The sequence below is a fragment of the Spirosoma foliorum genome (assembly GCF_014117325.1).
Lineage (GTDB): Bacteria > Bacteroidota > Bacteroidia > Cytophagales > Spirosomataceae > Spirosoma > Spirosoma foliorum.
Genome location: NZ_CP059732.1, coordinates 8,824,464 through 8,837,686, shown reverse-complemented (window position 1 = coordinate 8,837,686; position 13,223 = coordinate 8,824,464). Strand labels below are relative to the sequence as shown.

Genomic DNA, 13,223 nt, shown 5'->3' with positions numbered 1-13,223 from the left:
AAACGCTACTTATTATTGTACGACATCGTGCCGTGTTCGAGTTTATCGGCCCGGTCGAAAAGTTGAAGCGCCTTCTGGAACGTATCGTCGCTGTTACTGATAACCCGGAAGAACTCGTTATTCTGACCAGCTTTGTTATTCTTCTGATAAACCGAACGGGCTACCAAGGCCTTTATCTGATTACGGATGTAGTTTTTCGAGCGATTGAACTCTTTCTCGTTAAACTTTATGCCTTCGTTAGTCGCAATTTTCACCAACTTGTTCATCTGCTCATCGTTCATGTTAACGGTGCGATTGAACTCATCGAACGGCATTTTCTCCAGTTTCTTCTGATTATCATTCGCATATTCCATCGCAAACTCACGGATAATGTTCTTCCCGTACAGTTGCACTAAATACGCCGTTTGCCAGGTCGAATCGCGCGGAATGAAATAATCTGGGGTGATACCGCCACCACCATACACAACCCGGCCACCATCAGTCTTGAACTTCAGCTTAGGATCGTTTTTGATGGAATCGGCAACGTAGTATTCGCCCCGTTTCGAGCGCTGTTCAAGGTCTTTTTCATAATCACCTTCGTGGCCCGGCACATACGGTTTCTGAATACTCCGGCCACTAGGCGTATAGTATCGCGAGATCGTTAACCGAAGCTCAGAACCATCGGAAAGTGTCACCGGCATTTGCACCAGTCCTTTGCCAAACGAACGACGACCCGCAATCAGCGCCCGATCGTGATCCTGCAAAGCCCCCGATACGATTTCAGAAGCGGATGCGCTCCCCTCATCGACCAGCACGACTAACGGGCCTTCTTCAAACTGGCCTGCAATGTGTGCGTACGTTTTTCGGTCGTAGCGATTGTCTTTACCATCCGTATAAACCAAGAGTTTATTACCCGAAATGAATTCGTCGGCAATGTTCGTTGCCCGATCCATATAGCCACCGGGATTGTTCCGTAAGTCCATCATCAACTGCGTCATGCCTTTTGCTTTAAGCGAGGCCAGCGCAGATTTAAACTCGTCGTACGTTGTTTCGGAGAAACGATTGATCTTGATGTAACCCGTCTTGGCATCGATCATATAAGCCGCATCGACCGAGTATGTCGGAATCCGGTCGCGGGTGATGGTAAAGTCTTTGGGTTGCTTATCGCCTTTCCGTAAGATCGTCAGTTTAACATCGGTACCACGTTTGCCACGCAATGCCTTGAACACGGCACTGTTTTCAATCTTGGTACCCGCCAGCGGCTTGTCATCGACCTTGATGATCTTATCGCCACTTAAAATGCCAGCAGACTCCGAGGGGCCACCCGCTAAGGGCGTCACAACATAAACGGTGTCCTTATAGATATTGAATTCAACCCCAATTCCATCGAAACCACCTTCCAGCTGCGACCGGGCAGCCACGGCATCCTGCGGGTTCATGTAAGCAGTGTGTGGGTCGAGTTTTTCGAGCATTTTCGTGATCGAATAATCCACCAGCTCGTCTGTATTAACCGTATCGACATAGTTATTTTCAATCAGTTGCAGAATTTCCCGGTACTTCGCGTAACCATGGCCGATGCTGTTCATGCTTTTCGAACCACCGAAAAAAGTGGCTCCAATGAGCATACCACCAGCCAGCGTAATACCCAAAATCATCGGCAATCGAACTGTGGCGCTGTCGTTTTGAATCCCATTTTTAGGGCTGTTGCGTTCACGCCCCGACGGCTCATTCGTAGTATTCGTTGTGTCTTCCATTCGTTGCTTTCTTAACGGGTGTCGTGTATACTCACATAACGTTTTGAAGATAGCGAAATGTTTGCCAGAAATGGGATATGCTCTTAAAAATTCATAAAACCGATTACTCATCGGCCCCATACCCTTACGATAGGATATAAGGCCGATGAATAACTACCTCTGATGGGTTCAGGGCTGATACTCGTTCAGGGTATACACCGTTACGCCGGGCATCTCCTTTAACAGCTTCACCATCAACTCCCTATGCGAAGCGCCTACGCCAACCACAACGCGCTTTGCCCCAATTTTCCGAGCACGATCAACAATATTCTGGCACATTCCTTCATTCCGAAGCGTCCAGTATTTCAGCATGTCCCGAACGCCCTCTTCAGGAAAGTTTTTCAGCCCAAATAGATAGCGATTTCCATAAAAATTGCCAAAGTCTGTGTATTTGTCCCAATCGGCGGTGTTCAGAAACGCAGTCGACTTACCGGCCTGATTAGCCTTATTTAGCAAGCGCTGAAGTTCATTGTTTTCAGTATTCAATCGTAGGTATGTTTTATAATCGGCGGAGTTCGTATCGGCTTCAATTCCCTTTTCGAAGAGCTTATACAGTGAGTCCGTTTTCTCCCAGGCCGCACTCCAGGGCGTGTTGTACTTCTGACAGTCCATCGGCATAATTTTATCCAGTTTCAGTGACTGCGCTATTGGGTGGAAGATGTTATAATATTCGTTTGAGCGTCGGAAACCAACATTTTTGAGCGAATCAACCGGGCCGAGTATCTGGGTAAACGCGGCTATTTCCTCGGCACCAAAAGCTGGACGTAGCTTATCGAGCAGGTAAAACTGATAAGATGCGTTCCCAAAATCATGGGTCAGGTATAAAGCATGCGCTAGTTTCATACGCTCCTGATGATAGTACGGGTATTTACGGAGCAACTTATACTGACGGGCAATGAACGCCTGCGGGTGTTTGGGTAACGGATAGCCGATTTTGGTCAGATAAGCCAGTCGCTTATCAATGGCTTCTTTATTCCAGTGTCGGTCCAGTGCATCGTAGTCTTCGGGCGAGAGATTCTCACCAAATACGGCATCTGGTTTAAACGCAAGCGCTTTATTGATCGGATACGAAAAGTCTTCAATCGGTTTGGCACCGTAGTCGTGAGCTGCTGCAATAAACAGGATTTCAAGTGGCTGGCTATTCTTATTCGATTGAGCCGAAGCCAGGAACGAGATGATTATCAGGAAAAAAGAAATAAGTAATTTCATGGTGTTTGTAAATGCGTTTGTGAATTGATGACCCAAAAGTGTGGCTTCGCTGCTACCCCAGCCAACTCTATTCGACCAACGCCATCGTTGACTCGGCTAACCGTTTTATCAATCGACCAACGGGCATTTAGCGCCCAAACTGGGTTGGTCGATCAAAATCAGGCGTTGGTCGATTGGACTTGTAGCTTCCGTCCCGACTTCAGTATTTAGCACTCGTAATAGGCTATGTCATGACGCTTCACCTACCTGCTTTTTTTAACAACCGTACCCATATTCGGAATCTGCTCTACCTTACCCTTTGGGCAACGATGGTGCTGTTGAATGCCGATGACCCTAAAAAGCATGCGTTGGTTTTTGATCCACTGGAGATTTCATTCAGTCTGTCCTTCTGGCTGGCGGCCTGGTTCGAACACGCCATTGTGCTCACTCACTTGCTTAATCGGCAGCGGCTCGGATGGGCACTTTTGGGCTCAGTGGGGGCTATGGGAGGATTTATTCTTACCCGTTATTTGCTGGAACAAGTTTTTTACTGGCATTTATTTGGCTTCACCAACTACGATCCCGACGTTTCTAAACTCGCTTATGCCTGGGATAATCGGTTTTATGCCATCTATGCCATTGGCCTTGGGCTGGCGTTTAAGGTTATTGAAGATTGGTTTGTTCACCAACAGGAACGTATCGAACTTGTCAGCGAGCGCAACACCGCTGAGTTAGCCTTTCTGAAATCGCAGGTGAACCCACACTTTCTGTTCAACACGCTGAATAACATTTATTCGCTCGCCTACACCAAATCGGATGATGCGCCGGGGGCCATTCTGAAACTGTCGGAATTGATGCGCTATATGCTCTACGACAGCAACGAACATAATGGAGGAACGGGGCGGGTACCGTTATCGAAAGAAGTGGACTACCTGAAAAACTACGTCGAACTCGAAAAGCTTCGGGTTGCCAATGCCAACGTTTTATTTAGCGTGGAGGGTAATACCGATCTGTTCCGAATTGAACCGTTGTTGCTGGTTTCCTTTGTTGAAAATGCCTTTAAACACGGCGACCTGACGGACCCGAACCAACCGCTGGTGCTTGATTTAAGCGTCCGAAACGGTAGATTGCGTTTCGACACGCTCAACAAAAAAATGAACCGACAGACCGATTCGGCGGGTGGTATTGGCCTGACGAATGTAAAACGGCGGCTGGCGTTGCTCTATCCCGACCAACATACGCTACATGTTACGAATGATCAGGATAGTTACGCCTGTTCGCTGGAGTTAAGTTTATAATCGCCCTGCTATGCGCTGCCTTATTGTTGACGACGAACCGCTCGCCCACGCTGTTTTAAGCGACTACATTCGGAAAGTACCTTTTCTGGAACTGGTTGGCGCCACGACCAGCCCAATCGACGCCTTGACGCGGGTACAACAGGGCGAGGTAGACCTGGTTTTTCTGGATATTCAGATGCCCGAACTCACAGGAATGCAATTCCTAAAATTGGTAGAACGAGCCGTTAGTGACCATAAGTGCCGGGTTATTCTGACCACCGCCTATTCAACCTACGCGCTGGAAGGCTACGAACACAATGTGGTGGATTATCTGCTCAAGCCCGTCTCGTTCGAACGGTTCTATAAAGCGGTGCAAAAACTGCTACCGCCCATTCAGTCGGCAGTACCTGCTAGTAATCTGGTGCCCGATACTACCCAGAATAGTCTGATTGAACCGGCCCCCAAGGATTTCATTTTCGTCAAGACAGAATACCGCTTGCAACGCGTTAGTTTGAGCGACATTTTGTATTGCGAAGGACTAAAAGATTATGTCTCGCTTTATACGCCAGCCGAGCGGATTCTGGCGCTCCAAACCATGAAAAGTCTGGAAGAAAAGCTGCTGCCCCATCAGTTTGCCCGAGTTCACAAATCCTATATTGTGGCACTCAACCGAATTGAATCCATTGAACGAAACCGCATATACATTAATCATCCAGGCCACTCTCAGGCGATTGTCCCCATTGGTGAAACGTACCGAGATGCTTTCTATCGACTGATTGAGGACTAGTTGAATTCTCTAAACGACCTCGGTCTGCTGCTGCCAGAACTGCGAATAAGCCTTTCCATTTTTGATCAGCTCAACGTGTTTTCCTTCTTCAATAACTCGCCCATGTTCCAATACAACTATTTTATCCGCCTTCCGAACAGTGCTGAGCCGGTGGGCAATGATGATAATCGTTTTGCCCTCTTTCCGTAACTGCTGTACAGTGCGTTGTACAAATTGTTCCGACAACGAGTCCAAGGCGGAGGTTGCTTCGTCCAGAATCAGGACTTCGGGTTGTCGATAAAGGGCACGGGCAATGGCTAGCCGCTGCTTTTGTCCACCAGATAGCGTCGCTCCATTTTCGCCCAAATAGGTTTTAAATCCGTTCGGCATTCGTTCGATGAAATCGGTGATACCTAGCTGATCACAAATAATGAGAAGACGCTGCATATCAGGTTCATCTTCCCCGATGGCAATATTTTCAATGACATTGCCCGCAAATAGATCAATTTTCTGCGGCACCACACTGACGACCTGCCGCAGACTATCAGGATGCAGGTGTTTTATGTCGTAGTCACCAATGAAAATAGTGCCGCTTTGCAGCGGATACAACCCCTGTACCAGTGACATCAACGTTGATTTTCCCGATCCACTTTCCCCGACCACAGCTGTAATTTTTCCTTTCGGCATGGTCAGCACTAAATCCTCGAAAACAGTAGCTCGTGTACCGTAGCGAAAGGTCACGTTCTGGAATCGAATCGGACCAACCATAGCAGGCTGTAACTGAACTTTGTTCTCATTCGATTCGCGATCGAGATCCATAATTTCAAACAAACGGTCGGCGGCAATCAGGGCTTCCTGAATACTCCGGTTTGAGCCAATCAAACTGGCAGCAGGGCCCGTGAAATAGCCAATAAGCGCATAAAACGAAAGTAGTTCTCCCGGTGTCAAGTCATTCTGAAGTACGTAGCCAGCACCCGTCCAGAGTAAAATAATGGTGAACAGTCGGGTCACAAACTCCGATGCATTGCCCGCATAGATACCCGCGCTGCCCGTTTGAAAAATCGTTTGCAGGAGAGCCACAAAGCGGGTTTCTGTTTTTTGGCTCGCAAACTGTTCCAGGCCGAACCGTTTAATGGTTGGCATGGCATTCAACGATTCAACCAGTTGCGCTTCGAGGTCGGCGGAGTTCTCCATCAGCTTCCGTTGGTATCGCTGGTTGAATCGGTTCATGGCCCAGTAAATAGCGGCATAAAATGGCACCACCAACACCAGAATCAGGGCGAGTTTCCAGTAATAGGTAAACATCAGCCCAAACGAAAAGAACACGATCAGCACATTAACGAGCAGCCCAAGCGCAATGTCATTAACAAACGACCGGATTTTAACGGCATCATTTACCCGCGAAATCACCTCCCCCCACCCGCATCGTGTCGAAAAACGATTGCGGCAATGTCATGAGGTGTTTGTAATAGCCTAAAATCAGCGCGGCATCAATTCGCTGGCCGGTTTTCAGATTGAAAAAGCTCTTGGTGGCATTGATGAAAATTTGCAGAATCAATAGACCAATCATCACCACGCTGAGCAGATTCAGCAGGTTACGATTCCCGTTGACCAGTACATTATCGACAATTTTCTGAATATAAATGGCCGAAGACAAGCCTAAAATTGTGTAGATCAACGCGCCAAACAGAGCTTGAAACAAAACGGCCCGGTGAGGCTGCATCAGTTGCCAGAATCGTTGCAACACAGGCACTTTCTGATCACCAACCTTAAATGTTTCGTCGGGTATCAATAAGACCAATAGGCCCGTCCAAACCTCTTTGAACTCGGTGGGCGATAGGTGATGCATTTTCCCATCGGCGGGGTCCATGACCGTAATCCTCTGGTCGGTAATCCGGTAAATGACCACATAGTGTTGCAATTGACTGTTGCGGATCGTGACGTGGGCAATCGTCGGCTGAGGGATTTTCGATAGACTTTCAAATGGCGCTTTTACACCTTTCGCCTGAAATCCCAGCTTCTGAGCCGCTTCGACCATCCCCAATACAGTGGTCCCTTTCTGGTCGGTGGCAGCCAGTTGGCGAATTCTCGCAACTGGCAATAACAATCGGTAATAAGCCGCTACCGATGCCAGACAAGCCGCTCCACAATCGGTGATGTCGCGTTGTTTGACTTTTGTTCGGGCACTAATACTCTTCATAGCGAACCACTCCCGAACGCGTTCCAACAGTCCAACGCTGTTGTTTTTTTCTCTTCAGTTACTGAATTCATATGGAGCTGCCGCCCTCCTTCTGCGAGCTTGCTGTAGCCGTTTTGGGATTACTCACAGCCGGGTTTAGCCAATCATCGGCTTTGTCGTAAAGCAACTGAAACAACGAACGACGGGCAACCTGAAAGCGAGTCTGAACCGTCATTCCTTTCTTCAAACGACCCTGATAACCGTTTTGTAAACTCAGGTATGGCTTATCCAGCTGGCACCGAACTTTAAAAACTGGCTCGCCATTCGTCGTTGTAAAGTCATTCGCAATATCCATTACACGCCCCGTCAGCAAACCCCATTGGTTATAATTGAACGCGTCGACCTGTAATCGTACTGGCTGACCGGGCTTTAGCAAACCAATATCTTTCGAGGGAACGTAGGCTTCGACGATTAGAGTAGAGTCTGGAGAAACAACGGCCAGCACATCGCCCGGTTGCACATAACTACCCGCATATCGTCCAGCTAACTGACTAGCCGTACCACCAGTCGGGGCTTTTAGTATGTACAATTCCTGCTCTTCATGCAGTTGTTTGGCATCCGATTCCAAGTTGGCTAAATCACGCCGAACCTGTGTCAGATCGGTCTGCCAGTCACTTCGTTGTTGTTCAACGAGCGTGTTATATCGTGCCAGAGAAGCCTTGTGCGCATAAAGCGCATCTTCGTATTCAAGTCGTGCAATTGCTTTTTGCGAGTAGAGTAGTTGTGCCGTTTGAAGTTCCCGTTTTCGCTTTTCCTGCAAATTCCAACTTTCTTCGACAATAGCCCGAAACTGGTTATACTCCTGTCGATAAAGGGGAGCGGCTAATCCATTGACGACTTTCCAGGATTTAGTCGTTAACTGGTCCAGATCACGAACAAATGCGGCTTTTTCGGCAATTTGATTATCTACCAGCTGCTTTTTGGTATCTAATGCATCGGACCGCAATTGAAAAAGCGGCTGTCCTTTGCGAACAGGCTCCCATTCCCGCACCATTACTTTCTCAACGACTGCCCCGGCTGTGGCTTTCACTTCGCTACGTTCCGCAACAGGCCGAACTAGCCCATTTGCCTGCACCGACACATCAACATATATAAACGGTAAGGCCAGTACCGTAAGCAGGATAACGCCCAGAACCGTTGTATAAATAATCTGGCTCCGCACACTAACCCTGGGCAGGTAAGTGACTAGGCCATAGGAGAATTCAGATTCGTTCATCGTTGCGTTGAGTGTATTGAATACTATCTACGTATAACCCAAAAACAGGGATTTCGCCCCTGAGACAGAAAAAAAGAAATGGCTTTCTGTTCCAACGGGCAAAATCCCTGCTACTTATTCTTCCTGATTGAGCCTGTTGATTTCGCTCAATTCAAACGTCTATGAACTGAGCGAACTGAAGTTAAACAGCGTGCTCGTTACAGGATTGGCACTGGTGCTGTTACCACTGAACAGGGCACTGTCACCATTAAACAAACTATTTCCACTCACATCGACCAGATCAGCGATGAGTATTGAACCTATATTTCCAATGCTGGTGCTATCGCCACCACCATGATTATTAATCATTTCCTGACTGGTTAGCTCCTCAACACCGAGGGTAGCAAAATCGAACGTTTTCATAACGATATTAAAATTTAAGTGAACAATTACCGATTCGATTACGAACAAAATCGGCTTACTTCAATCAATTTACCCGATTATGACTGGCTTGAACTAAAGCCTATACTTGTTCCTGTGCTTGGACTGACATCAGTCCCGTTTCCGCTGAACAACGCATAATTACCATCGAAGAGGCTATTTCCATTAACATTAACCAGATTACCGATTGTAATCGCGCCAATGTTTAATAATGTGAAACTATCGCCACCACCGTGGTTACTGCTCATTTCCTGACTGGTTAGCTCCTCAACACCGAGAGTAGCAAGATCGAACGTTTTCATAACGATATTAAAATTTAAGTGAACGATTACCGACTTGAACGTTAATTCTTTCGGCTTACTTCGACTAAATTTATTGGTTATGAGCGGCTTGTACTAAAGCTAAAACCAGTTCCCGTACTTGGGCTTACGTCAGTGCTGTTGCCACTGAACAAAGCATAGTTACCATTAAATAAACTATTACCGCTGAGATCCACCAGATCGCCAATCGCAATTGATCCGATGTTTAACAAACTGGTACTGTCGCCACCACCATGATTGTTGATCATTTCCTGATTCGTCAATTCTTCAACTCCGAGGTTAACAAAATCTAAGGTTTTCATAACGATATATAAGTTAATAATGCCTACTCTGTTAGCTTTTCGGCGACCGCTAAACAAAGGGAATACAGCTTGTCTTTATGACCTGCCAAACGTATTGCCGTTTGCTTGGGACAAAGTTGGGGGACGGGAGCGCCCGACCTGATAACCGATTATTATAAAAATATAGCTACCGGTTATAATCTAATAACCAGGGATTTGTAAAACAATAATTGCCGAATACAGGATTATTTTAAGAAATAGACACAAAAAATAAATCTAAACTTATAGTAGTAGCCGTAAGTTTATCTACCGACCAACAATAGAATACCCTTTGCTTATGATGAGATCCGTTACTCTTTTAGTATAAGTTGATCCATAAATTAGTGAACTATGCCAGTACTATCGGAAAAGCTTCGTCGGTTACGTCAGTTGTTTGGGTATTCGCAGGAGTATATTGCGTTTAACATCGGAATGACCCAACCTGCTTATTGCAAATGGGAAAGTGGGCAAACTCAACCTTCTATTAATAAATTGGAAGAGCTCGCTAATATATACCAACTAAGCCTTGGCGATCTACTGAACGATGACGATATCGACATCATCCGAAAGCTGATAGCGGGTGAGCATTTTGCCGAAAAATTACTGGGGCGTGGCGATGTGAGCTAGCAGATAAGGAGCGAATGACCTCCTCGTTTAGGGTTACCGGAAAGTATGCTTACTTTTACGGCTCAGTTTAAAAACCCTATCAACCGATATTATGTTTGTTCATACCGTTTTTTTCTGGCTTCATCATCCCGAAAGTCAGGACGACCATACGGCACTTCGTGCCGGTCTCGAAACACTGAAAGCCGTAACCGAAATCACGACCGTTTACATCGGCACGCCTGCCGAAACGCGTCGGCCGGTTATTGACCACAGCTATGATTTTGCGCTAACATTGGTTTTCGCCGACCAGGCCGCTCATGATGTTTATCAGACACATCCTGTTCATCTGGCCTTCGTTGATAAATGTGCTCACCTCTGGCAGCGTGTGCAGATTTACGATGCGGTGAGTTAGACAGACAGTATTAGGAGCGAGAATGGCTGACGCTTAAAAACTAGATGCGTCAGCCATTCTCTCCGCTCCGGCGGCCCGGTCCTAACTCCTCGCTTCTAGTACTACCTATCTACACCAGCACCTCAATCTTCATATCCATATTTCCCTTCACGGCTTTCGAGTAAGGGCAGACGATATGGGCTGATTCGGCTAGTTGTTGTAGTTGGTCATGGTCCATACCCGGTGCTTTCACCACAATCTTTCCCGATAGAAACATATTGTTGCCGTCTTTATTGAGCGAAATGCTCACCTCCACGGCATGCTCGGGCAGAATAATTTTTCGACGGTCGGCTACGGCCATCAGTGCCCCATTATAGCAGGAGCTATAAGCAGCGGCAAACAACATTTCAGGATTGGGCTTTCCTCCTTCGCCATGCATTTCAACAGGGCGTTTAATATCCAGTTCTAAAATACCATCAAGTGATTTTACATCACCTTCGCGCCCGCCGACATTACTTACGGTGGCAGTATACAGGGTTTCCATGTGTACGATTTTTGATTTTTTAACAGTGCTACTAGCCAGTTGATAACTCGCCCCTCCTTGAAAAGTTATCAATTACGTAAGGCTTTCTTCTAGTATATTTAGCAAGTCTTACTCGATTAAGGCAAAGTATTTGCAGGAAGTAAGGGGAAAGGAGCTCGGAGCAGGGCGCTAGAAAGCCCATTCTTTACTCCGCGCCCCACGCTCTGAGCTCCTTGTTAATCATTCCGTCATTTTGAACTACCTTTGTCTAAGGGGCTTACTTCAACCAAAGCCGCAATAGAACGGGATAGGCCGCGTTTTGGTAAGTAAGTTCGTCTATTCGCAGACCAGCATGAAAACGTTATACAAATTTTTCTCTAACCAGTTCCTGATCGTGTGGATTGGTACTCTTGGGCTGGTTATTTGGCTGACGCTGACACCAGCGTCAGCGCAGCGTCGACGTGAAAAAGCCGTTCCTGACACATCGCTTGCAAAGGTTGGATCGACAACCACAACCCGCATAGAAGCCGAAACTCAGTTTACGGAGGGAATGCGCTATCTGATGACCGACGAACCGACAAAGGCCATCACGCAGTTTACAAAAGTACTTCAGAAAGACCCTGCCAATGCGGCTGCCCAGTATTCGATGGCCAACGCATACTTAAAGGCCGGAAAAGTTACGGAAGCCATTCCTCATGCTACAAAAGCGTATACGATCGATAATCAAAACAAGTTTTACTCCCTTTTGCTTGCCGAATTATACGTCAAGCAAAAACGATACGTAGAAGCCGAAGAACTTTACGAAAAACTCCTGAAAAAAGGACCAGAAAACGCTGAATATGGCGTAGAGCTAGCCGCGATCTACTTATTCAACGATAAACCTGATAAGGCGCTGGATGCCTACAATAAAGTAGAGCGAGAGTTGGGACTAAATGAGGAAATCGTTCGTCAGAAACAACGGATTTATTTAAAGCAGAACAAGATTGATAAGGCTGTTGAAGAAGCCGAAAAATTAGTGGCCTCGGAACCTTCCGATCCTGATTACCTCCTCGAAGGGGCCGAGCTACTTATTGCCAACGATCGGGGCGATCAGGCTATTGGCTGGATTGATCGAGCCCTTAAACTAAACGCTGACCTTCCTCAGGCACACGTGCTATTGGCCGATATTTATCGCAAGAAAGGCGATATGGATCGCGTAACGAAAGAGCTGAATCAGGTGTTGGCCAACCCAAATCTTGAAGCGGGTTTGAAAGCCCGGATTCTATCAAGTTACGTGGGCATGACGGGTGAAAACACGACCGCTCGGCAGGATGCGCTGGCTATGGTACAGAACTTGGCCAAAACCTCGCCCAACGACCCCAAAACTCAAGTCATGCTCGCCAATTTATTGACACAGCAAGGCAAGAAAGCAGAAGCCCGCGACGCCTACGCCAAAGCGGCCCGACTCGATGGCTCGGTGTATGAAGTATGGGGCGCTTTGATCCAATTAGACGGCGAATTGCAACAGGTAGATAGCTTATTGGCACACACCGAAAAAGCGCTTGAGGTATTCCCCACACAAGGATTGTTCTGGTATTCCAATGGAACGGCCAATCTGTATAAACGAAAATATCAGCAAGCCGTCGACGCACTCGAAGAGAGCCGAAAGCTCCTGGCAGCTACCTCTAACAATGATCTCCGAAAAGAAATCGACGCCCAGTTAGGCGATGCTTACAACGGGATTGGCGATCACGCCAAGTCCGACGAGTCGTACGAAGCGGTTCTGAAAGTAGACCCTATCAACGATCACGTTCTCAATAACTACAGCTATTTTTTATCCTTACGGAAAGAGAATCTGCCTCGCGCCTTGCAGTTGGCCCAAAAGCTCATTGAACGGCACCCGACCAACGCGACCTATCTGGACACCTACGCCTGGATACTCTATGTGTCAAAGGATTACGCTAAAGCCAAGCAATACCTGGAGAAAGCTCTCGCCGATCCGGCCAACGTTAGTGGTACAATTATTGAACACTATGGCGATGTTCTTTACCAGCTTGGCCAACCCGACAAGGCGGTCGAACAGTGGAAACAGGCGAAAGCAAAAGGTGGAGCGGGTCCTGATTTAGACAAAAAGATAACTACTGGCAAGTTGTAAACTGGCTTATGGTTTACGGTGGGCAAATACGTAAACCATAGACTGTAAACC

The 13,223-nt window shown here is 47.1% G+C and carries 13 protein-coding genes and 1 pseudogene; 6 read left to right on the top strand and 8 right to left on the bottom strand.

Going from position 1 to position 13,223, the window contains the following annotated elements; genetic code table 11:
• Positions 1–5 precede the first annotated feature (5 nt).
• Together H3H32_RS36980 and H3H32_RS36975 are read right to left on the bottom strand one after the other, a co-directional pair.
• Complete coding sequence (locus tag H3H32_RS36980) at positions 6–1,733, bottom strand: S41 family peptidase (protein WP_182460669.1); 1,728 nt, start codon at positions 1,731–1,733, stop codon at positions 6–8.
• 168 nt (positions 1,734–1,901) lie between these two features.
• Entirely contained in the window at positions 1,902–2,981 is a 1,080-nt protein-coding gene (locus tag H3H32_RS36975; protein ID WP_182460668.1) for a DUF5694 domain-containing protein, read from the bottom strand.
• A 27-nt stretch (positions 2,982–3,008) separates the two neighbouring features.
• On the opposite strand from H3H32_RS36975, the gene H3H32_RS36970 reads away from it, so the two are divergent.
• Genes H3H32_RS36970 through H3H32_RS36960 form a run of 3 tightly spaced genes read left to right on the top strand, consistent with a single transcriptional unit; the run spans position 3,009 to position 5,024 of the window.
• A complete protein-coding gene (locus tag H3H32_RS36970) occupies positions 3,009–3,191 on the top strand; it encodes a hypothetical protein (RefSeq protein ID WP_182460667.1) in 183 nt (60 codons plus the stop codon).
• 20 nt (positions 3,192–3,211) lie between these two features.
• Positions 3,212–4,258 carry a sensor histidine kinase gene (locus H3H32_RS36965; RefSeq protein WP_182460666.1) on the top strand — a complete coding sequence of 349 codons (1,047 nt, stop codon included), beginning with the start codon at positions 3,212–3,214 and terminating at the stop codon, positions 4,256–4,258.
• A 10-nt stretch (positions 4,259–4,268) separates the two neighbouring features.
• Positions 4,269–5,024, top strand: a complete 756-nt coding sequence (locus H3H32_RS36960) for a LytR/AlgR family response regulator transcription factor (RefSeq protein WP_182460665.1) — start codon at positions 4,269–4,271, stop codon at positions 5,022–5,024.
• A gap of 9 nt (positions 5,025–5,033) precedes the next feature.
• Here H3H32_RS36960 and H3H32_RS36955 read toward each other — a convergent pair.
• From H3H32_RS36955 to H3H32_RS36935, 5 genes and pseudogenes are all read right to left on the bottom strand, one after another.
• Positions 5,034–7,203 (bottom strand): annotated as a pseudogene (locus H3H32_RS36955) (peptidase domain-containing ABC transporter).
• Positions 7,204–7,270: 67 nt separating this feature from the next.
• Positions 7,271–8,458, bottom strand: coding sequence for an HlyD family secretion protein (locus H3H32_RS36950; RefSeq protein ID WP_182460664.1), 1,188 nt, complete (start codon positions 8,456–8,458; stop codon positions 7,271–7,273).
• 159 nt (positions 8,459–8,617) lie between these two features.
• Positions 8,618–8,860 (bottom strand): hypothetical protein, encoded by a 243-nt coding sequence (locus H3H32_RS36945; RefSeq protein WP_182460663.1) that lies wholly within the window; start codon positions 8,858–8,860, stop codon positions 8,618–8,620.
• Positions 8,861–8,937: 77 nt separating this feature from the next.
• Entirely contained in the window at positions 8,938–9,180 is a 243-nt protein-coding gene (locus tag H3H32_RS36940) for a hypothetical protein (protein WP_182460662.1), read from the bottom strand.
• A 77-nt stretch (positions 9,181–9,257) separates the two neighbouring features.
• Positions 9,258–9,500: a hypothetical protein gene (locus H3H32_RS36935; RefSeq protein ID WP_182460661.1), complete on the bottom strand. Its 243-nt coding sequence runs from the start codon at positions 9,498–9,500 to the stop codon at positions 9,258–9,260.
• A gap of 369 nt (positions 9,501–9,869) precedes the next feature.
• Between H3H32_RS36935 and H3H32_RS36930 the strand changes: the two genes are divergently transcribed.
• Positions 9,870–10,145: a helix-turn-helix domain-containing protein gene (locus tag H3H32_RS36930; RefSeq protein ID WP_182460660.1), complete on the top strand. Its 276-nt coding sequence runs from the start codon at positions 9,870–9,872 to the stop codon at positions 10,143–10,145.
• A gap of 91 nt (positions 10,146–10,236) precedes the next feature.
• On the top strand, positions 10,237–10,536 hold the full coding sequence (locus tag H3H32_RS36925) for a Dabb family protein (protein WP_182460659.1): 300 nt from the start codon (positions 10,237–10,239) through the stop codon (positions 10,534–10,536).
• Between the two features lie 109 nt (positions 10,537–10,645).
• Here H3H32_RS36925 and H3H32_RS36920 read toward each other — a convergent pair whose 3' ends face one another.
• Positions 10,646–11,059, bottom strand: a complete 414-nt coding sequence (locus H3H32_RS36920) for an Ohr family peroxiredoxin (RefSeq protein WP_182460658.1) — start codon at positions 11,057–11,059, stop codon at positions 10,646–10,648.
• Positions 11,060–11,390: 331 nt separating this feature from the next.
• Here H3H32_RS36920 and H3H32_RS36915 point away from each other — a divergent pair, with 331 nt between their 5' ends.
• Positions 11,391–13,172, top strand: coding sequence for a tetratricopeptide repeat protein (locus tag H3H32_RS36915; RefSeq protein WP_182460657.1), 1,782 nt, complete (start codon positions 11,391–11,393; stop codon positions 13,170–13,172).
• The last annotated feature ends 51 nt before the right edge of the window (positions 13,173–13,223 follow it).

What these genes read in the sequence shown, in the direction of transcription:
- H3H32_RS36980 (WP_182460669.1), bottom strand. Translation starts at nt 1,733, where the DNA reads ATGGAAGACACAACGAATACTACGAATGAGCCGTCGGGGCGTGAACGC.
- H3H32_RS36975 (WP_182460668.1), bottom strand. Translation starts at nt 2,981, where the DNA reads ATGAAATTACTTATTTCTTTTTTCCTGATAATCATCTCGTTCCTGGCT.
- H3H32_RS36970 (WP_182460667.1), top strand. Translation starts at nt 3,009, where the DNA reads ATGACCCAAAAGTGTGGCTTCGCTGCTACCCCAGCCAACTCTATTCGA.
- H3H32_RS36965 (WP_182460666.1), top strand. Translation starts at nt 3,212, where the DNA reads ATGACGCTTCACCTACCTGCTTTTTTTAACAACCGTACCCATATTCGG.
- H3H32_RS36960 (WP_182460665.1), top strand. Translation starts at nt 4,269, where the DNA reads ATGCGCTGCCTTATTGTTGACGACGAACCGCTCGCCCACGCTGTTTTA.
- H3H32_RS36950 (WP_182460664.1), bottom strand. Translation starts at nt 8,458, where the DNA reads ATGAACGAATCTGAATTCTCCTATGGCCTAGTCACTTACCTGCCCAGG.
- H3H32_RS36945 (WP_182460663.1), bottom strand. Translation starts at nt 8,860, where the DNA reads ATGAAAACGTTCGATTTTGCTACCCTCGGTGTTGAGGAGCTAACCAGT.
- H3H32_RS36940 (WP_182460662.1), bottom strand. Translation starts at nt 9,180, where the DNA reads ATGAAAACGTTCGATCTTGCTACTCTCGGTGTTGAGGAGCTAACCAGT.
- H3H32_RS36935 (WP_182460661.1), bottom strand. Translation starts at nt 9,500, where the DNA reads ATGAAAACCTTAGATTTTGTTAACCTCGGAGTTGAAGAATTGACGAAT.
- H3H32_RS36930 (WP_182460660.1), top strand. Translation starts at nt 9,870, where the DNA reads ATGCCAGTACTATCGGAAAAGCTTCGTCGGTTACGTCAGTTGTTTGGG.
- H3H32_RS36925 (WP_182460659.1), top strand. Translation starts at nt 10,237, where the DNA reads ATGTTTGTTCATACCGTTTTTTTCTGGCTTCATCATCCCGAAAGTCAG.
- H3H32_RS36920 (WP_182460658.1), bottom strand. Translation starts at nt 11,059, where the DNA reads ATGGAAACCCTGTATACTGCCACCGTAAGTAATGTCGGCGGGCGCGAA.
- H3H32_RS36915 (WP_182460657.1), top strand. Translation starts at nt 11,391, where the DNA reads ATGAAAACGTTATACAAATTTTTCTCTAACCAGTTCCTGATCGTGTGG.